Origin of the sequence: Inquilinus sp. KBS0705 (genome assembly GCA_005938025.2) — a bacterium.
GTDB lineage: Bacteria > Bacteroidota > Bacteroidia > Sphingobacteriales > Sphingobacteriaceae > Mucilaginibacter.
Map to the genome: position 1 here is coordinate 622,751 of VCCI02000001.1, position 21,679 is coordinate 644,429.

The 21,679-nt window shown below is 45.9% G+C and carries 26 protein-coding genes and 1 pseudogene; 12 read left to right on the forward strand and 15 right to left on the reverse strand.

What is annotated here, in order from left to right:
* Positions 1-395 precede the first annotated feature (395 nt).
* Positions 396-1,016, forward strand: a complete 621-nt coding sequence (locus FFF34_002840) for a hypothetical protein (protein ID TSD66355.1) — start codon at positions 396-398, stop codon at positions 1,014-1,016.
* Positions 1,017-1,054: 38 nt separating this feature from the next.
* Here FFF34_002840 and FFF34_002845 read toward each other — a convergent pair whose 3' ends face one another.
* The 3 genes from FFF34_002845 to FFF34_002855 all read right to left on the reverse strand — a co-directional run bounded on the left by FFF34_002845 (position 1,055) and on the right by FFF34_002855 (position 3,093).
* Positions 1,055-1,828 (reverse strand): Fpg/Nei family DNA glycosylase, encoded by a 774-nt coding sequence (locus FFF34_002845; protein ID TSD66356.1) that lies wholly within the window; start codon positions 1,826-1,828, stop codon positions 1,055-1,057.
* 319 nt (positions 1,829-2,147) lie between these two features.
* Positions 2,148-2,564 (reverse strand): hypothetical protein, encoded by a 417-nt coding sequence (locus FFF34_002850; protein ID TSD66357.1) that lies wholly within the window; start codon positions 2,562-2,564, stop codon positions 2,148-2,150.
* A gap of 49 nt (positions 2,565-2,613) precedes the next feature.
* Positions 2,614-3,093 (reverse strand): hypothetical protein, encoded by a 480-nt coding sequence (locus FFF34_002855; protein TSD66358.1) that lies wholly within the window; start codon positions 3,091-3,093, stop codon positions 2,614-2,616.
* Between the two features lie 233 nt (positions 3,094-3,326).
* Between FFF34_002855 and FFF34_002860 the strand changes: the two genes are divergently transcribed.
* On the forward strand, positions 3,327-4,223 hold the full coding sequence (locus FFF34_002860) for a DUF72 domain-containing protein (protein TSD66359.1): 897 nt from the start codon (positions 3,327-3,329) through the stop codon (positions 4,221-4,223).
* Here the strand turns inward: FFF34_002860 and FFF34_002865 are convergent.
* Entirely contained in the window at positions 4,213-4,815 is a 603-nt protein-coding gene (locus tag FFF34_002865; protein TSD66360.1) for a hypothetical protein, read from the reverse strand. The genes FFF34_002860 and FFF34_002865 overlap by 11 nt on opposite strands.
* A gap of 890 nt (positions 4,816-5,705) precedes the next feature.
* Between FFF34_002865 and FFF34_002870 the strand changes: the two genes are divergently transcribed.
* The 9 genes from FFF34_002870 (at position 5,706) to FFF34_002910 (ending at position 11,619) form a co-directional block, all read left to right on the forward strand.
* The gene (locus tag FFF34_002870) at positions 5,706-6,113 is read left to right on the forward strand and encodes a single-stranded DNA-binding protein (protein TSD66361.1); all 408 of its coding nucleotides are present in this window, start codon (positions 5,706-5,708) and stop codon (positions 6,111-6,113) included.
* 55 nt (positions 6,114-6,168) lie between these two features.
* The gene (locus FFF34_002875; GenBank protein TSD66362.1) at positions 6,169-7,239 is read left to right on the forward strand and encodes a DUF945 domain-containing protein; all 1,071 of its coding nucleotides are present in this window, start codon (positions 6,169-6,171) and stop codon (positions 7,237-7,239) included.
* A 33-nt stretch (positions 7,240-7,272) separates the two neighbouring features.
* A complete protein-coding gene (locus FFF34_002880; GenBank protein TSD66363.1) occupies positions 7,273-7,653 on the forward strand; it encodes a hypothetical protein in 381 nt (126 codons plus the stop codon).
* A gap of 10 nt (positions 7,654-7,663) precedes the next feature.
* Complete coding sequence (locus tag FFF34_002885; GenBank protein TSD66364.1) at positions 7,664-8,263, forward strand: hypothetical protein; 600 nt, start codon at positions 7,664-7,666, stop codon at positions 8,261-8,263.
* A gap of 6 nt (positions 8,264-8,269) precedes the next feature.
* Positions 8,270-8,497, forward strand: coding sequence for a PRTRC system protein C (locus tag FFF34_002890; protein TSD66365.1), 228 nt, complete (start codon positions 8,270-8,272; stop codon positions 8,495-8,497).
* Between the two features lie 406 nt (positions 8,498-8,903).
* A complete protein-coding gene (locus FFF34_002895) occupies positions 8,904-9,671 on the forward strand; it encodes a hypothetical protein (protein TSD66366.1) in 768 nt (255 codons plus the stop codon).
* Positions 9,672-9,675: 4 nt separating this feature from the next.
* Positions 9,676-10,419 (forward strand): PRTRC system protein B, encoded by a 744-nt coding sequence (locus tag FFF34_002900; GenBank protein ID TSD66367.1) that lies wholly within the window; start codon positions 9,676-9,678, stop codon positions 10,417-10,419.
* Positions 10,416-11,234, forward strand: a complete 819-nt coding sequence (locus FFF34_002905; protein TSD66368.1) for a PRTRC system ThiF family protein — start codon at positions 10,416-10,418, stop codon at positions 11,232-11,234. The genes FFF34_002900 and FFF34_002905 overlap by 4 nt, the downstream gene beginning before the upstream one ends.
* 40 nt (positions 11,235-11,274) lie before the next feature.
* Positions 11,275-11,619, forward strand: coding sequence for a macro domain-containing protein (locus FFF34_002910; protein ID TSD66369.1), 345 nt, complete (start codon positions 11,275-11,277; stop codon positions 11,617-11,619).
* Between the two features lie 247 nt (positions 11,620-11,866).
* Here the strand turns inward: FFF34_002910 and FFF34_002915 are convergent, their stop codons facing one another.
* A complete protein-coding gene (locus tag FFF34_002915) occupies positions 11,867-12,922 on the reverse strand; it encodes a class 1 fructose-bisphosphatase (GenBank protein ID TSD66370.1) in 1,056 nt (351 codons plus the stop codon).
* A 10-nt stretch (positions 12,923-12,932) separates the two neighbouring features.
* Entirely contained in the window at positions 12,933-14,537 is a 1,605-nt protein-coding gene (gene pckA, locus FFF34_002920) for a phosphoenolpyruvate carboxykinase (ATP) (protein ID TSD66371.1), read from the reverse strand.
* A 266-nt stretch (positions 14,538-14,803) separates the two neighbouring features.
* Here pckA and FFF34_002925 point away from each other — a divergent pair, with 266 nt between their 5' ends.
* Positions 14,804-15,673 (forward strand): DNA/RNA non-specific endonuclease, encoded by an 870-nt coding sequence (locus FFF34_002925; GenBank protein TSD66372.1) that lies wholly within the window; start codon positions 14,804-14,806, stop codon positions 15,671-15,673.
* On the opposite strand, the gene FFF34_002930 is transcribed toward FFF34_002925, so the two are convergent.
* The 9 genes and pseudogenes from FFF34_002930 to mltG all read right to left on the reverse strand — a co-directional run bounded on the left by FFF34_002930 (position 15,674) and on the right by mltG (position 21,674).
* Entirely contained in the window at positions 15,674-15,928 is a 255-nt protein-coding gene (locus FFF34_002930; GenBank protein TSD66373.1) for a hypothetical protein, read from the reverse strand.
* A 141-nt stretch (positions 15,929-16,069) separates the two neighbouring features.
* A pseudogene (locus tag FFF34_002935) lies at positions 16,070-16,249 on the reverse strand (phosphoenolpyruvate carboxykinase (ATP)).
* Between the two features lie 98 nt (positions 16,250-16,347).
* On the reverse strand, positions 16,348-16,533 hold the full coding sequence (locus FFF34_002940) for a hypothetical protein (protein ID TSD66374.1): 186 nt from the start codon (positions 16,531-16,533) through the stop codon (positions 16,348-16,350).
* Between the two features lie 100 nt (positions 16,534-16,633).
* Positions 16,634-16,897, reverse strand: a complete 264-nt coding sequence (locus tag FFF34_002945) for a helix-turn-helix domain-containing protein (protein TSD66375.1) — start codon at positions 16,895-16,897, stop codon at positions 16,634-16,636.
* Between the two features lie 97 nt (positions 16,898-16,994).
* Complete coding sequence (locus FFF34_002950; GenBank protein ID TSD66376.1) at positions 16,995-17,531, reverse strand: ORF6N domain-containing protein; 537 nt, start codon at positions 17,529-17,531, stop codon at positions 16,995-16,997.
* Between the two features lie 25 nt (positions 17,532-17,556).
* Complete coding sequence (locus FFF34_002955; GenBank protein ID TSD66377.1) at positions 17,557-18,798, reverse strand: site-specific integrase; 1,242 nt, start codon at positions 18,796-18,798, stop codon at positions 17,557-17,559.
* Positions 18,799-19,222: 424 nt separating this feature from the next.
* Positions 19,223-20,203: a YihY/virulence factor BrkB family protein gene (locus FFF34_002960; GenBank protein TSD66378.1), complete on the reverse strand. Its 981-nt coding sequence runs from the start codon at positions 20,201-20,203 to the stop codon at positions 19,223-19,225.
* A gap of 11 nt (positions 20,204-20,214) precedes the next feature.
* Complete coding sequence (locus tag FFF34_002965) at positions 20,215-20,622, reverse strand: acyl-CoA thioesterase (protein TSD66379.1); 408 nt, start codon at positions 20,620-20,622, stop codon at positions 20,215-20,217.
* A complete protein-coding gene (gene mltG / locus FFF34_002970) occupies positions 20,622-21,674 on the reverse strand; it encodes an endolytic transglycosylase MltG (protein ID TSD66380.1) in 1,053 nt (350 codons plus the stop codon). Before mltG ends, FFF34_002965 begins: the two co-directional genes overlap by 1 nt.
* Positions 21,675-21,679 lie beyond the last annotated feature (5 nt).

The window sequence follows — 21,679 nt, forward strand, 5'->3', positions numbered from 1 at the left end:
CATTGGTTTAGAGACATCAAACACTGACGGAGGATCAATATCTGATATAAGGAAGATTGCGACGGATAATGGATTAAGTACAGGTGAGAAAGACTATAGTGGAAATACAGTAATAGCGCTGGCGGCTGTAGTTACCACAAGATCCGCTGGAGGTGATCAAGGTTTAAGTAATGGAATTTATACGGCACTTTCATCACGCGCACCAGAAATAGGATTGGCGCACGAAATAGGACACACCTTTCAACTGGGCGATAACTTTCCTCGATCCACAAACGGGTTAATGGATTATCCGCCTGGTACACTTATCGGTTCAGAAGTTGACGAAATATGGAATAAAGCTCATGTTCAATAAAAAAATTAAATTAATAATACTGTTAGTATTATTTACCTGCCACGTGGTAAAAGCACAACCAGACACAAATCTGGTTAAAAAATATGTAGTTTTCACTTTTGAAGTAGCGCATAAAGACGCCAAACTCAAAGAGTATTACTATTGGATAACGCTTCAAGACTCTGTAGCAAAAAAAAATGCTTTTGAGGTTTTTCCGCTGTATACTGAAGAATATTCAAAAGATATCTTGGAAAGATGCAAAACAAAAGGCATGGTAGATATATTTACGTCTTCCACGGCGACAAATTTTGATTTTGACGACAATTATAAGTCTCAAGTTAAAAATCTACTTTCAATAATCCGGACTGACAGAATTAAGATTCAAGGCTTTAGAAAGAAGTGGACACGGAAGAGAGAGCAGATAGTCGTGAGCGTTTATGCAACGCCTATTAATGGTGAATTTTGTTCTTGTTTACAAGATCACGGAAAGGTTACCTATGGTTTTAAGGGGATAATCTATCTACCTGTTATGTCCTTTAGTTATGACAAGAACTTTTGGAATAGCAAAAACGAAAGAATAGTCAAATATGTCGATTATAGTTATGTTGAATACTCAAGCCATTATCCCTTAAACATACATGGTAATTCAAATATCCGTGTTAAAGGAAGTATTGAGCTTTACTGAACTGTTTTTTTTACTTTTAGAGTTATGCAGATTCACGATTATTCATATAATACCTGGTCTGCTGTGTAATAGGTTTTGCGTTTATCGATATCGGCTTTAAGTATAGTTTCACCGGCCAGCGTTACGGTCTGTTTCGGGCGGTGCACCTGCAGAAAATCCCTTTCTTTTTCTGTGATCGTATCAGGGAAATGCTGCTTAATATGATTTTCTGCATGGATAAGAACCGTTTCAATTGCCCTGGTAAGCACGGCGATCTTATCTTTCGGTATTTTATTGGCTTTTGAAAAAGGTGATATTTTCGCTTCGTAAAGGATCTCATCCACATACGCGTTCCCGATCCCCCTGACAGTTTTTCCGTCAGTCAATACGGTTTTGACAGGGCGGGAATTTTTTATTAAAGCCGTCTCCAGGTAACCGGAGGGCATATCCATCGCATCGGGAATCGTCGCAGGATCGGGGTCGAGCGTTAAAATTACCGCTTTTTGCCAGTCGGTCACGGCCAGACCGATACCGTCAGCAAACAGCAATTCCGCTATCGTGAAACGGTTCTCATTTATATTTTCATACCAGTACATGGTGCCGTGCAGCATCAGGTGAATACTTAACACATGGCCGTTTTGAAAAATAAAGTGCAGCTCCTTGCCAGTACGCTCTATACCGGTCAAAAGCTGGCCTTCCAGCGCTTCCATTATGGCGGTTTCGGGATCCTTGAGTCTTCGGGTGATGATCACGTTGATTTTGCTCAGGATTCTCCCGATTAGCTTTTTAGCAAGGTTCTTTCTGAATATATTTAAATCAGGTATCTCAGGCATAATTGTACGCTTTATTCGTCAGGTTTATTTGTATTCACTCTCTACCCTGGAGCCGATCTCCTCAATGATAGCATCCGGCAATATGACCCCGGAGGCTTGCATCCATGTCCATTCTTCCGTATGGGCAATACTCGCCATCCAGCGGCCGTCGAACAGAATGTCGTAGGCATCGGCTTGCATGATTACCTCGCAATTCACGGTATGCGCTGCATATGCTAAGGTGAAAGTGAATGAGGGATTGTGATTTTCCAATTTGGTAAAGTTGTTCAGCTAATTGTTACTTTGCTTATTTAATCTATTTGAAACACCATCAATAACATCATACATTCAAAACTTCCCTGAACACATTGCCTTTTATCAACAATACTCTTACTATAATCGGAATGGTAAAGATAGGTGATAAGAGGATAGGGGTAAGTAATTCTGTATATATACCGTAAACTGATATTCCTATCATTATGGAAACGGGATAGGTAATTGAAGTAAGATAAATTAATTTAAGAATTGTCTCAGTATCCGTAACCGAATGAAATTCAAATTTACCCTCTCCTGGTCTTGTAACATAATCCGACCCGGAATTGTTTCCATCGCTGAACTCATCTTCTGTGAATATGATATAATCAGCAGCTCTATCGGTGATGCGATATTTATTCTTTTTTAAGTAGTCAGTAATTTTCTCTTCAACCTCCGCTAATTGCATTGCAACCTGGCAGGTAATAACCTTTTGAAATTTCATGATAGTGGTACTATTAGGATTTGTATAATGTATCTCAAAACGATATATTTTATTTTAAAACAATGGTATCCACTGGATTCTTTATTTTTTCAAGATTTATTTGCACGAATTTTATAAATGAATGATTAAAAAGCCCTTTCATTTTTTGACTTTTGATACCTTCCCGCACAGCCATTGCTTTAAAGAAGTATACGTACAGGTGATTTGATTTTTCTCCTTTTTCATGGGCGATCTTTGGTACGTAAATTAGATTATCGGTTCTTGGCATAAAATAGTCAACATCGTAATCAGCATTAAACAATATACTGTCTGTCATTTTAGCGGATAGCGTTTTCACTACGAACACTGTATCGATAGTCATATTTCTCACAGCAAGTACCTGAGACTTCCGATCCCAATAACATGAGGTAAAAATAAGCATGAGGATGATTGTTACTTGAACCAGGTCTTTGTTCTTTCTCAACTGATATCGGTTTGGGTGGATAACTAAGGTCGAATTTGGTGAAACAGGATAAAAGTTTTTAGCCATCAGACATGAATTTCGTCAACAAAATTTGTCCGACGCCCAACCTAAAACTTTACAATATACCCCAATTATTTCTATGATGAAACAAAAATATGAAAGGTTACCCCGCGATTTTAGACCTGATTTCCGCATTCGAGCGAAAAATATACTTTTCTTAGTGAATGAAAGTCTTTACCATTTTCCGCTTTTGAACTTTTCATGCAACAGTTCACCAAATAACTTCTTATTTTGCTTACATGCAATTTGGCCACGTTAATGATCCGTTAGAAAATGTTGATTTCAGCTTACCCGCGGATACGAAAACAACTATTGAAACATTGAAGGAGAAAAGAACCGGCGGCGGCCTGAGTGTCTTTGTAGGGGCATCAAAATGGGGTGAAAAAACCTGGAGAGGCCGGATCTATCCGAAACAATTGCCGGATAATAAATTCCTGGGTATTTACAGCCAAAATTTCAATGCAGTCGAGTTTGGCCCGACATTCTACAGGTTTTATAGCGCAGATGAGATCAGCCAGTGGACCGCGCAGGTCGAAACCTCACCCTCGTTTAAATTTTGCCCCAAGTTCCCGCAGCAGATCACCCATATCAGGCGTTTGGCAAATGCGGGGGAGCAAACAACATCATTTTACCAAAGTTTGAAAGGTTTTGGCGATCATTTGGGTCCTTTGCTGTTGCAGCTTGGTGACAACTTCTCCCCGAAAAGTTTCCCGAATTTAAAAGCTTATCTCGAAGCCCTCGACCCGGCGATCAGCGTCAGCGTAGAGGTACGGCACAAGGACTGGTACGCCGATAAAAACTATCGCAAAGACTTCCTTCAGCTATTATCTTCCCTGAATATGGGTACGGTGATCGCTGATACTTCCGGCCGCAGGGATTGTGTACACATGGACCTGACGACTACAGATGCTTTCATCCGGTTCGTTGGTAATAACCTGGTCGATAGTGACTATAAACGGATGGATGAATGGGTAGAAAGAATAAAAATTTGGGCTGACCAGGGGCTGCGGTCACTCTGGTTTTTCATGCACCAGAATGATGAAAGATTCGTGCCTGACGCCTGTATCTATTTCATAAAGCAACTCAATGCCGGACTGGGGACATCGGTCCAAGCGCCAATTTTGGTCATGGACTAGGGCGGAAGTCTCCGCGGAGAGCGGCGCTGACGGCAGCCATGTTCCCTTGCATACGGTCATAGATCCGCTGGTAATGGCTGCAGAGTTCCGCAAGCGTCTTATCATAATCCGCCAAAAGGTCCTCCCTTTCCTGGGGTAGGGTGCTTCTGAAGAGTTCGGAAAGATCGAGTACCTCCAGGTATAATTCATGGGAACGCCTGTTGTCCTCCAGCATCGCCGCGAAGTCGTAGGGGATATCATAGTAAATGCCGACAAGGTTATATTTCCAGTTTTCCTGCTGCAGGCGGGACTGGTAAGCATCAAGACGTTCCATCTCCAGTTTCATAAAAGCAAGCGATCCCTCGCTCCGGTGATCCAACCGGTTCTTCCAGTAGGCGATGTTCTTTTTGATCATCGCCATCAGTTCACCGCTCATGAAGTAAAAGTTCTCGCCGGTCTCCACCATTTTACCCCGGTACAGGGCCTGCCGTTCATGGTTTTGTTTACGCCGGTCGCTAATGTAGCCAAACAGGCCGGTCATCAGTTGGGAGATCAGCACGCCTGCCATGCCGGAAAGGGCGCTGACCCATACGATCGTTTCTTTCGTCTCCATGGTTGAATTGATTATAATGTTGTTCGGGCGGTTATTGATTTGCCGCTGTCACTGCCGCTCTTCAGCGAAAGTAAGCAGCTTTGCAGGGGTAAACCTTCGTTATCTCTAAATGATCGCTTAGCTATTAAACGGTTTGAATGATGATTGGTTTTTTAATCATTTGTCTTCCGGGCTCATGAATTAGCCACCTCAGGATTTTGAAAGGATAAGGAGATTGGATTTACCCGTTATGATCAATAGGTACCTGGTTAAATACGGCTTCGATTTCCCCGTTCGCTCTTAACACAAATAACTGGGCTGATCAGTTCAGGCGAGGTCATCCTGTTCTCGCCGTTGGCTTCGCCCCGTGCTATTCGCTGGATCCCGTCCCGGGGATGCCGCTGCTATCACTAACGGGTACCACAAGGACCCCGGGCTGCCGAACTTTCGCGTGCTCAAGATCACCGTCCCTCCGCTTTACTCCCGCAAAAGCATCGTTCCGGCGCCTTGTTCCCCCGCGTTTCGCCAGGGGGAAACTGCGCGCGCCTGCATTCCTGCATTTGCATGGTCCATTCAACTGTGAGGTAATTAGGCTGCTACTGAAATTCAAATAACAGGGGACGGGTTACGGCCTGCTGCTGTTTTCGCCGGAAACGGATAAAAAGGCAGCTAAGGTCTTGCCCGCTGCATAAAGACCGCGCATGGCAACCAAAAGACTACGGCATAATGTGCCGGTTCCGTTTCACTCCACCGCCCCAGCCTGCGGCACTTATTCCGTTTCCTTTTGGCGTTAAGCGGGCAGCCTGTCTTTGCTTTCTTTTTTTCCGTTTTTTCTTTTGAAAACAGCTTTAAGGGGCAGGCGGCAAAAAAGGGAAGCGAACAAAATTTATTAATCATTAAAAAAAAATGAAATGGAACAGTTAACAGGAAGATTGACCGCAGACGCTAAAGTAAGCACGGTCAAAGGGGACAAAAAAGTGGTGAATTTCAATATCGCCATCAATGACAGCTACCGCTCGAACGGGGATACAGTAAGGGTAACCACCTACGTGGATTGCGCTTACTGGATAAATGCCGCTATCGCTGAATACCTGAAAAAAGGCTTACTCGTCGAATTATTTGGCCGCATCGGTTCAAGGGCGTGGATTAACAAGGACGGTGAAGCACAAAGCACCGTAACGCTCAACGTGTCGAACGTCAAATTCTTAGGCGGAGCCTCTGCTACGGGCCTCGAAAGACAGGACGGCAAATCGGCTAAAAGCGAGACGGTTTACAACGATGAGAAAAAAGGAGCGGATAACGACGACCTGCCTTTTTAAGAGGCAGGCAATTCAATTTACAGTATTCAATAAATTAATCTCTAAAAAAAATATCATGACACATCACATCAATTATAATGAAGCTAATCAGCAACACAGTTTTTTCAGTGTGAAAGAAAAAGCGTGGCACGGATTGGGTCAAATCGTAGAACAATACCCCACAAGCGCAGAGGCGATACGTTACGCAGGGCTGGACTATTTTGTGGAAAAACGCCCTTTGTTTACTTACGACACGGAAAACAATACGGGCGACCCGGAAACCGATTTGCTGATACCCGGCATTAGCGTACCTGATTACTTCGCTACCATACGCACCGACACAGAGCAGGTGTTAGGGGTAGTGGGTAAAGATTATGAGGTGGTGCAGAATGCAAACGCATTTGAATTTTTCGATGCCATTGTCGGCGGCGGCGAGGGTATTTTATACGAGACCGCAGGCGCATTGGGGAATGGTGAGCGGATTTTCATCACCGCAAAGCTGCCCGGCTATATTAAGGTCGGCAGCCAGGATTTAATTGAGCAATACCTGTTCCTGACGACTTCACACGATGGCTTCGGCAGCATCACCGCCGCATTTACACCTGTTCGTATCGTATGCAATAATACGCTCAACGCTGCAATGCGCAACCATAGTAATGCTATTAAGATACGGCACACCGCCTCTGCCAACGACCGCCTGAAACAGGCGCACACCCTTATGGGTATCGCAGGCAGCCTGTCGGTTGATTTGGAAGAACTTTTTAATCACTGGTCAAACGTGCGCATTACCGATAAAGAGGTAAAGAAGCTGATACAAGTGGCGATGGCGCCAAATAAGGAAGTACTGACCAATCTCGAACTCGGGTTGGACGACAGGCTATCGACGACCTACACCAACATTGTCGATAACGCCTTTGAATATGCGATGGGTAACGCCACGCAGCAAATGGAAACGACCGCAGGGACGCTGTTCGGTGCATATAATGCCATAACCGGCTATTATCAGAACGTCAGGAAGTTTAAGGACGGTGAAGCCAAATTTAAATCGATCATGGACGGAACGGCGAAAACAAGGGGACAGGTCGCTTTCGACCTGTGCAGGGATTTTGCCCGTGCCGGCGCAGATGCATTGAACATGATTAAATAAAAAAAGGGGGAGCAATCCCCCTATAACTTGAAAATGATGCAACCATTAACCGCATTAAATAACGTGCAGAAAGCAAGGCTGCTGCACGCCCTGCTCTTGCAGGAGATACCGCCATTTTTGGAATATACTTCGGAAATGTGCGTGTACATCGTAAACCATACCGAAGAGGTACAGGCCGTTTGGAACAACCCGCTAATCAGCTTCGGTTTGTGGGTGGAACTCTCCAAAGATGCCCACCTCAAAATATTGAAGTATGGTCGCAACATCGAACGCAGCAGCAGCCTGTTTGCCGACCAGCTTTTCGATGGCTACGGCGCGTGCTTTCTCGTGCATTGCCTCACCACCTATGTGGAACAGTGCAAACACACCGACCCGAAATTTACAACAGCCGTCGAACTATTTTTTCACCCATAAATCAGCTAATATGAAAACGAATTTTTTTGAACTTTTAGCGGGCATGCAAATCAATGGCAACCTGCACTTAAACATCAATTCAGCGGTAAACGGTAACCTTACCGTGTCTTTACTGATGTCGCCCAACGACCCGAAAATCACCGGTACTAACCAACTGCCACCCTTGTTATTCAAGGGAACGGCAACGGAACTGGACGAGCAGTTTTTCAGCGGGATAAAAGAACCTGTAAAACAAACTACCGCTTTTATCGCCAACCTCGAAAGCTACCAGGCGGCTTTGGAAAAAGCCAAAAAAACCGCTAAACCTGAAAAGGACAAGGCAGCAACAAACGGTGCGGATGATGCAGCGGGTGAAGATAATCCCGAAGAAAACACTAACCTCTTTACTGTCGCTGCCGATGACAAGGAAGCCAAAGCGGAAAAGAAAAAACGCTATGAGGAGGTCATGCAGCAGGTAAAGGAATTGAACGGGCAAATGAAATATAAAGAAGCCATCAGCCAGTTGCCTGACGCTGCCGAATATCCCGATAAAGCTGCGGAACTGGACGCCAAAGGTGCGGAACTCCGCAAGCGTCAGCAGGTATTAGAGCGTTTACAACAGGAAGATTAATACTAAATGATAGAAACCATGATAATCAATCAATTGAAAAGGGTGTTCCTGCACAGAGAGAACGGGCAGGAAATCCGCCTTGCCGACCCCGGCGTAGAATTCACCCCCGCCGATGTGCAGCACTTTTATTCAGGTATGTACGCCATCCTGACCAACGCCAAGATAACCGGCCCCGAAATAAAGGACGACGAGGTCCAATACCGCTTTGAAAGCACAATGGGAACAAAAGGATGAAAAGGAAAACGAACCGTATTGTTAAAATTAATCAGCAATCAGCACAATGGAAAACACAGCAATCATTCGGCAAACTGGCACAGGTCTTAAACCGCTTGCCCGATGCGGACGAGGTCAGGCAAAACCCCCTCAAAAGCGCACCCCTAAACCTCACCGAAATGGTTTTCTGAACCATAGCTTTAAGCCTGTTTGGGGCTACTGCGGTAACCCGCAGCAGATGCAGCGGGAGTTCTTTGCTTCATTGGGCAATCTTTGTGCTTATTATGACCTGCCTGTTCCCGTTTCTACGGGGACAGGTTTTCCCCGGAATATCTATGAGGCATGGCAGGAAGCGGACAGGGAATTGGGGTTGAAGGATAAGAACCTCTCTTGTATGGTCGTGCAGGATAAAGGCAAATCCTGCGTGTTGGCAGTGGCAGAGACCTACGGAATGGGCTATGACCTGTTCTATATCCCTGTCAGGGCGTACTGGGAATGGTCGCAGTCACAGGAACATCAGCGCATCACCGAATTGTTGTCGGTCATATTCGCTTACCTGTACCAAATCGCAGGCATTCCATTTTACAGCGAGAACGGGACTTACATCAATAGCCAGTATGATAGCCTGTACAACTGGGTGACGGATGGCGAATTAGATGAAGATAACGCCGAAGAAATGGAATTTCACAAGCTACAGGAAGATACGCTGTACGAAATGTTTCAGGCAGGCGCAAAGATTTTGCGCCAAATCAGCGACCCGGAATTGTTGCTCCGTATGGAAAAAGTGGTCACGGCATTTCAGCACAGGGACGAAGCGGAACTGGAACTGGAATTTTTAGGGGTCGAATTTTTAGCCCTTTATCAAAAGTTTCCCAAGCTTTCCATAAGCGATTGTACCAGGCCGTATATGATTTATCCTGACGAAGACGACCGCATTAGTGCGGATATGTACACGGGGTTTTACTGGAGCGCAAGGGATTGCTTCGCTGATGAACTGGACAGCATGATTAGCGACCACTTTAATGAGACCCCGGTCATAGATGAACCTGCCGTTATTTACACATTTGATAAAATGCCCGAAAAAAAGGAAAATGAACTCGACTTTGCCAAAAAGCTTTTCGGGCTGATAGAAATGCTGAAAGATATTTTAGTCCGATACGACCATCAGAACAGTGCCGTTGAACCAAAAGAATAAAGACATGAAAAATATTACAGAGCAATTTAATATAGGCTTAGCCCCTGTAAAAGCCCTGCTGATTTACGGGCAGCAGCGAACGGAAGCCATGCAGCGGCAGGAGGATATACAGCCCGAAATATATGTGGAAAGCTATGATATCGGCAGGAATGGGCAGCCTGTTAATGCGCACCCCCTATCGGTCAAAGAAATGATTGCCCTGTCCGAAGTGCTGCAATCGGCGCAGGACGTAAAAGGCGGCTTCCTAAAAAGCCGTGGCTTACTTCCGCAAAAAGTATTGTATGTCGACCAGCAGGTGAACGGGTTTGCGGTTTGGCACACGCCGCCGCGGGAAGTTACGCTGTTCTTTACCGATGCGCTCGGCATACCCTCGGGTAATGCAAAAATCCCTGCATTGGTATGGAAAGCGGACGGCTCGAAACTATCGGTCTATGCCGTTAAAGGTAAAGCCAGGCCCTGCGAATCTACCACCCTTTGCCATGCGCCGTTCTTTAATATTTATGCAAACGGTAACGTTTGCATGGGGACGGTCAGCATTCAAATCGCGTGCACAAGCTGCCTGGAGGATTTTATGCAGGAATGGGAACAGTATTTCTTTAGCAGCTATTTCAGCCATTCCATCAACGGCAACAGCAGCACCAAAACGGACACGAAGCTGCTTTGGGAAAAGCTGCGCAAAACAGGCTGCGAATTCCCGCAGGCGGAACTTATAAAAACAAGGTCGACACTAAAACAACTTATCGGATGAAAAAGCAAAAAACAAACGGAGCAAAGCCTGCCGTGCATTTCGCAGAGAACGAATTGTTACAGCCTTACAACCCCGTAACTGTAAACCTTATCGGTGCAGGCGGCACGGGCGGGCAGGTACTCACCGCTTTGGCAAGGATGAACCATGCCCTCATCGCATTGGGGCATGCAGGGCTGTTCGTGCGGGTATTTGACGATGATAAGGTTGATGCTGCCAACCTCGGCAGGCAGCTTTTTACCACCGCCGAACTGGGCTTATTTAAATCCGTAGCGCTTATCAACCGTATCAACCGTTTTTTCGGAACGAACTGGAAAGCGGAAACAGAACGTTATAGCAGCGATATGCTTTCCCGCATGGATGAAGCAACCGCCGTTATCACGATTTCCTGTGTCGATACGGTACAGGCAAGGTTCGAGATAGCAGATGTATTACGGTCGGTACGCAAGCAGCACCACGGCCGTGGCAGGGCGAAATACTGGATGGATTTCGGCAACAACAGGGACGGGGGGCAGGTCGTGCTGTCCACTTTGGAAAAAATCACACAACCTGCTTCCGCAATGTACAAAACGGTAGATAGCCTGCCTTTGGTGACCGGGGAGTTTAAAGATTTGTTGCTGGCTTCGGAGCAATCTGATAATACCCCAAGTTGTTCACTTGCTGAAGCCCTGACCAAACAGGACTTATTCATCAATTCCGCTTTGGCTAATTGCGGGGCATCCCTATTATGGCAGTTGTTCCGGGAGGGCATGCTTTTTAACCGTGGCTTTTTTCTGAACCTGAAAGAGTTCCGTATGCAGCCGCTGAAAATCACCTGACTTTATTATCCGCAAAAAGATCACTTATAAAAAAGGAAATTTGCTTGAAGACCCTGCCGAGGCTTTGGTCAACACGGTGAATACGGTCGGCGTGATGGGCAAAGGTATTGCCCTGCAATTCAAAATTGCCTTTGGCCATAATTATAAAAAATATAAGGAAGCCTGCCTCGGAGGCCAGTTCAGCACAGGGCAATTACTGGCTGTCAGGGATACGAATCTGCTATATGGCGAAACACTGGTCATTAATTTTCCGACTAAGCAGGATTGGAAAAATCCCTCCAAATACGAATATATTGAAAAAGGACTGGTCATGCTTGCTTCCTATCTGATGGAAAACCGAATTCATTCTTTAGCTATGCCGGCATTAGGTTGCGGGAATGGCTAAAGGTCAAAAAAATGATCGAAAGCTATTTGGGCTCATTGGCAGTCGATATCGCCATTTACGAACCCGCTTAAATCAATCAGGCGGTCAGAAATGTAAAAAGCCCGGCGGGCTGCGGCGCACCGCAGCCCCGTTTCGCCCCGTGTTTTACGGTTGTATGTCGTGTGGTGTAAAACACGGGGCGCTATTTTATCGAAATCGCTGGATGTGCCGGATCTTTTTTGCCATAGGCTGTTCTATTCGCCCGAACCTAATCATTAATAAAGGCATACCCGTTGTTCTCATCATAGATATAGGTCAGGTCGATGGCCTCCTTTAGAAAACGTTCTGCCTGTATTACCATATTTTTGGAACCGATAAACACAGGGGTGCGCTGGTGAAGTTCAGTAACGCCCAGTTCCAGTATCCGTTCCCTGCCATTCGACGCGCGGCCCCCTGCCTGTTCAATGATGAATGCCATGGGGTTACATTCGTAGACCAGCCTCAGTTTTCCCGCTGGGGTCGCCGCAGTATGCGGATAAATAAATATCCCGCCTTTGATCAGGTTACGGTGTATGTCTGCAACCATGGAACCGATATAACGGGATGTATAGGGCCGTTTGGAATGAATATCCTCTTCCTGGCAATATTTGATATACTGTTTGACGCCTTTTGGAAAATGCATATAGTTCCCCTCGTTAATGGAATAGATAAACCCGTTCTCTGGTATTTTCATTTCCGGGTGGGATAAGCAAAATTCACCGATGGACGGGTCAAGCGTAAATCCGTTTACCCCCTTGCCGGTGGTATAGACCAGCATGGTTGATGATCCGTAAATGATATACCCGGCCGCTACCTGCTCTGTTCCTTTTTGCATCACATCCCCTAACTGCGGCCTGCATTCCTGGTCATGTTTCCGGTAAATGGAAAAGATGCTGCCGACCGGTACGTTAACGTCAATATTGGAAGAACCATCCAGCGGATCAATGGCCACCACGTATTTTCCCGCTTTCCTTTCTTTAGGGTCTATAACAATGATGTCCTCATTTTCCTCTGAGGCGACGATGCAGCATTCTCCGCCGCTTCTCAGCGCCGCGATAAATTGCTCATTCGCGAATATATCCAGCTTTTGCTGAGATTCTCCCTGGATATTGGTGCTGCCGGCCTGCCCGAGGATGTCCATAAGGCCAGCTTTATTGACCTCTCTGTTGACGATCTTGGCGGCGATGGCTATATCCCGCAATAGCCTGGATAGTTCTCCCTTGGCGTAGGGAAAATCCGCCTGTTTTTCAATAATGAATTGTCCCAGTGTAACGACTTTTGACATGATCGGTTTGTTATACGGCCAGCATACAAAGCGGGGCGGCGTTGAGCAGATAGGTGGTTTCAGCACTAAGGTATCTCCGGAAATTAGCGGTGAATGCCGCCGCGAGTTTCACCGCGGCATCTTCATAGGCGTCCTTGTCCTTCCATGTATTTCTCGGGTCAAGGATATCCGGCGGTACCGCCGGGCAGGTCCGCGGCATCCGGAGCCCGAAGTGGGGGTGGGCATGGTATTCGGCCTCATCCAGTGTGCCGTTCAGCGCGGCACGGATCAGCGCGCGGGTATGGCTGAGGCTGATGCGCCGGCCGGTGCCGTAAGCGCCGCCGGTCCAGCCGGTATTCACCATCCATACACTGACCGCATTGCTTTTGATCTTTTCACCCAGCAATTTGGCATAGATCACGGGGCTGAGCGGCAGGAAGGCCTCACCGTAACAGGCGGAAAAGGTCAATACCGGCTCGGTTATCCCGTTCTCCGTTCCGGCGATCTTCGCCGTGTAACCTGAAAGAAAATAATACATCGCCTGGTCGGTGCTTAACCTGGCGATCGGCGGCAATACGCCGAACGCGTCCGCCGTCAGGAAAAAAATATGCTTGGGGGTGTCACCGATCAATGGTGCTGCCCCGGCACTGACGAAGGACAGCGGATAGGCGACACGTGTGTTCTCTGTTTTTGCAATATCCTGGTAGTTGACGCTGCGCGTACCCGGCAGAAAATTGATATTTTCGAGTAAAGCCCCGTAATGTATGGCATTATAGATCTGCGGTTCGTCGGTGACCGTGAGCCCCGAACATTTCGCGTAACAGCCCCCTTCAAAATTAAAGATGGCGCTGTCGCTCCAGCCGTGCTCATCGTCGCCGATCAGCCGGCGGTCCGGGTCCGAAGAAAGCGTTGTTTTACCCGTGCCGGACAGACCGAAGAACAAGGCGGTGTCACCGCCCCGCCCTGTATTTGCCGCGCAGTGCATCGGCAGTACCCGGTGTTCATGCGGCAACAGGAAGTTGAGGATCGTGAAAACCGCCTTTTTGATCTCCCCGGTGTAACCGGTACCGCCGATGAGGATCATCTTTTTACTGAAGCTGATGATCGTAAAGTTCTTTTGCCTTGTCCCGTCCTTTTCAGGGTCAGCCCTGAATCCCGGCGCGGCAATGATGGTCCATTCGGGTGTTCGTTCCGGTTCGGCTGCTTCAGGCCGGATGAGCAGGGAATGAACGAAAAGGTTCTGGTAGGCCGTTTCGGTGATCACCCGCAGCCGGATCCTGTATTTCTCCTCTTCACAGGCGGCGGCGTCCCGGACAAAGATCTCCTTGCCCGCTAAATAGCCGGTCATTTTCCTCCACAAGTTATGGAAGTGCGCGCCGTCAAACTTAAAATTCACCGGTCCCCAGTGAACGGCGTCATGGCTGATATGGTCATCGACGATAAAGCGGTCCTTGGGTGACCGCCCGGTAAATTCCCCGGTATCAATGGCCAGCGCGCCCGTGTCGGTGAGCTGGCCCTCTTTCCGGCGGATCGAGGCCTCTATTAATTGCGCGGGTCCAAGCTGGTAGTGAATGGCGGCAGCCCCCGACAGGTCCAGGTATCCCAGGTCAGGGGCTTTGTTAATTTGGTTGTTCATGAAGCTATAAGTCTGTAATTGGTTGCTGCAAAAGTATTGTTTTGATACACTAAGTTCCAAGCGATTTTTGATAAAAAATTACATATTGTAGTATTTACACCATGATTAAACGGTTATAAATCAATATATTAAGTATGTTTTTGTATTGCATTAAAATAATTTTCAATACACTAAGTAATGTCAGTTTGACGGATTTTATTTGTCATTATCCCGGCATTGTACAGCAGCCGTTCCCATGCGGTCAACGATAGCTGTTTTGTTATTTAATGGTCAGAATGCAGGCAATTATACCGGGTACCCGGTTTTTTCTCGCAGCTATCAGGAAGCGCCTGTTGCGGGTGTCTGGAGACTTTTTGTTATATTTAGCCACCTTAGCCGTCCCGATGAAACGAATTTATTTGCTGTTGTTTTTCCTGATCGGCTGGACCGGGCTCGGCGCACAAACCGTCGATGCCGCCTACGTCAAGGCGCTTTACCAGCGATACCCGACACAGCGATCCGACTTCTGCCCTTCCTGCAAATTATGGGTCAATCCCTATTACCGATCGGTCGCCGATACGGACCGGCATATGCCGCTGGTGACGTTTTACATTTATACGCGGGCACATCGGTTGGCGCAGGAATTGGCCCGCATTCCACGGACCGGCATTTACGCGGCCTGGCATCCCGCCTATGGCCAGCCGGATGAGACAAAAGTGTACCGGGAGGCCAATAGCCGGTCGCCTGACATGATCGCCAAAGGGCACTGCCAGGCCTGGGTATTGTTAGCCTGGTGCGCGGATGCGGCTATTCTTTCTGATACATATACGTTTAATGCCGGAATGGAATTCCAGGGCCAGAATATCGGGACGGAGATCGCAACGGAGGAATTATGCCGTAAATTGACTGACCAAACTGATAGCGTCCGTATCTGGTGCGGAACGTATGGCAGTCAGCAGACCTATACGAAGAACGGCATCACGGTCACCGTGCCCACCCATTATTATAAGATCATCAGGTATAATGACGAGCTATTATGCTATTGGATGCCTAACCTGCCGGCTGAAAAGCGGGCCCTGTTACCTCGACGTATCGTCAGTCACCGGCAATTGGTGATCAACCTCGGATTTGACCCAATGGCGATATTCACGGAGTGATCAGCTGAGACGGATATAGGCCGCCAGTTCACGGGATGATGTAAACCCCCTGCAACGCACAACAGCGTTTGACAGACCATCGTAAAAGACCTCCGTGTAAAAGCCCGGGTGGCTGTACAAAGCGACCTTGTACTGTCCCTCAATGCGTACGTCCAAAAAATCACCCTGCATCGCTACGAATGCCTTTTCTTCGTCATTAAGCAATTCAAATTCGCAAAGGGTCATTTTCATTTGGTTAAACGCGCGAAGATACAAAATCAAGCCGGCTCCAGGTCACCGCCATCGAATTCCTGTAGCGAACAGGGATGATTATTTTGTCCGCTCTAAAACGCTGTTTACCAATTTTTATTTAAATAAATTGAATGCTATTGCATCAGCAAAATCCGTTATGGCATTCTATATCTGCGAATCGTCCTTGCTGGTAAGACCGGTACATTTCGCATAGCAGCCCCCTTCAAAATTAAAGATGGCGCCGGCGCTCCAGCCGTCCCCATCGTCGCCGATCAGCCGGCGGTCCGGGCCCTGTGAAAGTGTGATTTAACCCGTGCCTGACAGTCGGCATCGGTAACAGCACATCTGGTGCAAGCGGATAACGCATGGTGACTTGAGATAGATGGTGAAACAAGTAATTCAGCGTAAATTCGGAACCTAAACCAGGAAATGAAAATGATTGATCATTTTAAGCTGATCAGGCAGCCCTGGTAATAGTTAAAGGAAGGGGTGTATGCTATATACCCGTAATTGACCAATTCTTTAATGCACTTGTGATAGGTCGCGATCGAGTTGATATGTGCCAGTCGCATCAGGTCTTTTCGGATCACTTTAACAGGCAGGGTTAATTTATTCGCCGGGACTGTCATTAATACGGCCGTAAACAAGCTGATATGGCTCGGTAATAGCCGCCGATCTTTTTCCGCCCGGGCAAAGAATGACAGGAGATGGTCGATAACGTATATCATGCTAGTCTTTACCCTCCAACAATTTGGTTATATCATCATTTTTATAATACATGATGCTGCCTATACGGGTAAAATTTAAAATGCCGTTTATCCGGAGGCTTTGTAAGGTGCTCGGCGATATGTTTAACATCTTTCTGACCTCCGCACTTTTGAGCCATTTTTTTACCTGGGTAGGGCGGATGGAAAGTATATTTTGGATGTCTTCCAGTAGTTGTTCCCTGAACTGCTGCAGATCTTCCCTTGTTAAAATTTCAACTGTTGCCATTTAATTTCGATTTGATTGAGATCAAAATTACCGGACGCAGGTTCTGTTTTCATCCGACTTTATCCGAGTCGGACAAGGGGTTTTTATAATGGTGTATTCAAAAGCGCTCCGGTTTATAGCCGATCCCTTGTCTCTGAGCCGGGATATTTTTTTGCTCCAACAACTCATCAAGGTATCGAAAGACCAATTCCATGTTCTTGTCCTGGTTGTCCAGTTTGCTTTTTATCTTTTCGATCTCCAGCCTTAATTCTGTATTGTCCAATAACATTTCCCTTATCCTGGTGAATATGCGCATGATCTGAATATTTACCGAGATCGCCCTGTCGCTGTGGAGGATACCGGAAAGCATGGATACGCCCTGTTCCGTAAATACGTTTGGCGCTTTACGGTTACCGCCCCAACTTGATGTTCCATTCTGGAACATCAAGTTTTTAAATTCTTCCGGTGTTAACTGGAACATAAAGTCAGAAGGGAACCTTTTCAGGTTGCGGTTAACTGCCTTATTGAGGTTTCTTGTCTCGACATTATAAAGTTCTGCCAGGTCTTTATCCAGCATGACCTTATAACCCCTGATATAATATATCTTATTCATAACTATTTCATCAGGTATAGTGATCGTTATTTCTTCTTTCATTGTGTTGTGCTTTGGAATAAGGTTCTTATTGGTCTGCTGATAATTGTTTTTGGCCGTTTGACAGTTTGTTTTTCAGTAGTTGCATGTCCATGCTCAGCTTTATGTTCAGGATCTTGGCATATTGCTGGGTCGTTTTAATATTGGTATGGCCGAGCATTACCGACACACTTTCTATGGGCACACCGTTTGCTAAGGTCACCGTTGTGGCGAAGGTATGCCTGGCGATGTGGAAGGTCAGGGGAATATTGATCCCGCAGATGTCAGCTATCTCCTTGAGATAGCTATTCATTTTTTGGTTAGAAGGAACAGGGAAGGCTTTACCGCTATTACAGCATACCGGATGGTCCTTATATTTGGCTAAAATATCCAAAGCCTGCGGGAGTAGCGGAACACGCGTGGGGATATCTGTCTTTTGCCTGTTGATATTGATCCAGGTTTCCCCGTCAAACCGGTCGACAAGATCTGCCCGGCTCAGGTTACTGATATCAACATAGGCCAGGCCGGTATAACAACTGAAAAGAAAGATATCCTTTATGGTATTCAATCTGGCGGCAGCAAATTCCTTAAGATGGATACGCTCGATTTCGTCGGCTTGTAAACATTGTCTGTCGACCACTTTGACTTTCCCCTTGTATTTTATAAATGGGTTTCGGTCGATCCAGCCGTTATCCAGGCAGAGCAGGATGATCTTCTTAAAGTTTTTGATATACTTTACCGTGGAATTGTTATTGCAATTACGTTCTGTCCTTAGCCAGAAATCATAACCCATGATAAATTCATGATCGATCTTTCTGATGTCAAGATCTGTGGTCCTGTATTTTGAACGAATGTATCTTTCCGTGTGCCTGTAAGAAGCTTCATATCGATCGAGTGTGCCTTTTGCGACTTCTTTGCCGACCAGCATGCCAAATCGCTGATTATGTTCTGCAAATACCTCTAAGATCATTTTTGGACGGTCCTCTTTTCCCAGGAATTTGTTTTTAAGGATCTCGGCGGTGACAACTGCATCGTTCCTCGTTAGCTGCGCATGAGCGTCATTTATTTTTGAACGGAGGTTTTCCAGGTAAGCATTAAGTGATCTGACGGATTCCTTAGTGCCCTTCATCCGTCCCGCGGCTGCGTGCCAGGCATTAGGTTCACATTCCCGGGAAACGGTAGTTTCGGCGCGCTGGCCGTTAATGGTGATGCGTATATAGATAGGAACAGGTCCTTCTACATAGTTTTTGGGCTTTTTTAGATAAAAAAGCAGGCTGAAAGATGTTTTCATGATTTGAAACATTAAAAGGTGAAACAAAATTAGGTTTACGCTCTATTTCAAACAAGATGTTCATTTTTTGAACTCGCTGTTAATCAATTCGTTAACCCATTTCTGGTGAGTAAACTGCCTTGCCGGATTTACTCACCTCCACACTCACGTTTTATAGGCGATTTAGCGTATAAAACAGCTTCGTAATGAAAACAAAAAAGCCTGCAAATGGTTGATTTGCAGGCTTTTAGTGTTATTTAGTACTCTTTTCAGCGGAGAGCTAGGGATTCGAACCCCAGGACCTGTTACAGTCAACAGTTTTCAAGACTGCCGCAATCGACCACTCTGCCAGCTCTCCGGGGACAAAAGTACAAATCCGGGCCGAATTGCCAAACTTAGATATCACTTTTTTTAAAATAGTATTAAGCAACTGTTAATCAACCGCTTATTTGACAGTGTTGTCAGTTTTAGGTGTGCGGAAGGTGTTAAACCTGGGTTTAGATATGCGTATGGTGCGCTTAGAAAGATCGACACTGGCATTTAATTCAAACCCGATAAGTAATATTAACGAGTTTAAGTATAGCCATACCATCACCACTATTAAGGTGCCCAAAGTGCCGTAAACCTTATTGTACGACGAAAAGTTATTAGTGTAGTAGGTAAACCCTATTGATGTTAAAATAGCCAGCGATGTGGCCAGTATCGAGCCGGGGTTAATAAACTTCCATTTACGTTTATTGGATGGCCCATACCTGTATAGTATGCATATGCTCACAAAAAATATAACCAGTATAATAAGCCAGCGCGACAGGGCTATCAGGTAAAACCAAAAATGGGCTTCGCTATCAAGTGTGCGTTGCAGATAATGTATAACCGATTGGCCGGCTATCATAATAACAATGGCGATAAGCAGCGCGATACTGATAACTACAGTAAGCGCAAGGGCTATGATACGGCGCTTAAGCCACGTGCGGGTTTCTAATATTAAGGATGATTTGTTAAATGCCTGCATTAGGTTACTTACACCATTGGTAGCAAAATATAAAGCCGTTATAAAACCCAATGAAAGCAATTTGCCATTTTTGGTAACAATGATATCTACCAGGTTAGATTCAAACGCCCTATAAGCATCGGTAGGTAATATAAGGGCGAGCAGCTTAAGCAACTCCGATTGAAAGTGCTTAACCGGTATATAAGGTATCATGGTAAATATAAATATGGTGGCCGGGAACAGGGCCAGCATAAAGTTATAAGCCAATGCAGCCGCGCGATTGGTTAACGATGTTTTTTGTATCTCTTCAACAAAAAACACAATTACGGTGTAAAGGGGCAGCGGCCTAAACCCAGGGATGTACACGGTTTTTGCCCAATCGGTAAGGTATTGGTAAAATCTAAAATGCAGTAAAAAACGGTGCAACCATTTCATTATGGCTAAAATTACTCAAAAAATGGCTTTAGTTTATCAATAAAATCCTGCGGGGGCAAGCATGGGCGGTTGGTGTTCATGTTAATAAAGGCTAATAGCGTTTCGCCAATATGTATCAGTTCCTGCTTTTCGTTAAATAGCTCGTACTTAAAGTGGATCTTAACGCCGGGCATTTTGGCCATAATAACATTTACGGTTATTTCCTCATCATAACGGGCTGGCTTAAGGTATTTGCTGTACATCTCTAAAACAGGCATCATTACGCCGCTGGCTTCCATGCCGCTGTAGGTAAGGCCAAGGCTGCGCAGCATCTCTACACGGCCAACTTCAAAAAACTCGGCGTAGTTTCCGTAGTACATATAGCCCATCTGGTCGGTTTCGCCGTAGCGTACCCTTATTTTAGTAGCGTTCTCAAACATTAGCGTTTAATGTTCCTTTCGTTAAGGGCTTGCTGAAATTTACGGGCGTTTATTTTATGATCGGCCTCGTTAGTAGCAAAATTGTGGTAACCCGAAAAATCTTCCTTGGCGCACATATATATGTAGTCGGTCTTTTTATGATCTAATACCGCGTTAATGGCATTTACCGATGGCATCATTACCGGCCCCGGTGGCAAACCTTTATACAGATAAGTATTATAAGGCGAATCTTTTGCCAGGTAACGGTTTAGCACCCGTTTAATGGTAAAATCATTCATCGCGAAGATAACTGTAGGGTCGGCCTGTAGTTTCATGCCCTTTTGCAGGCGGTTAAGGTATAAGCCGGCAATTATAGGCATTTCATCATCATGTAAAGCCTCGGCATCAACAATGGATGCTAAAACTGATACCTGTTGTTCGTTTAGGTTTAATGCTGCTGCTTTTTGTTTGCGCTCAGGCGTCCAAAATGCTTGGTAGTTATCGTACATCCGTTTAAAAAACTTTTCGGGTGTAGTGTTCCAGTAAACTTGATAGGAGTTGGGAATAAATACGGTGTAAATATTATCGGTTGTAAAGCCATATTGCGCAGCAAACTGTGCCGAATCTAACAGGCGCAAAAAAGCCACTGAATCCGGCTCCAGTTTTTTTGATATAAAACCTGCAAATTGCTCTTTTAGGCGCAGGTTATGAAAAGACACCGTAACCGGTTCCTGGTTGCCTGCCTTTAGCATGTTTATTAAGCTACGGTTGCTCATGCCTGCCTTAAGGCGGTATTTACCGGGCTTTATCTTCACATACTTCATGTTGCTGGCTGCCCAGGCAAATGTTGTGGTATCGTTTACAATGCCTTGCTCTTTTATGGTTTTATATACATCGTTATAGCCCCAACCGGTGCGTATGTAAAGGTATTCCTGCTTATCGGTAACGTTTGGCCCAAAAAAACGCAGGTAATAAAATACGCCTGTTGCCGCCAGCGATACCACAATAATAACCACCAGCGCGATGATGAATTTTTTGAATACGCCGCCTGATGACTTTTGGTTAGTTGCCATATATC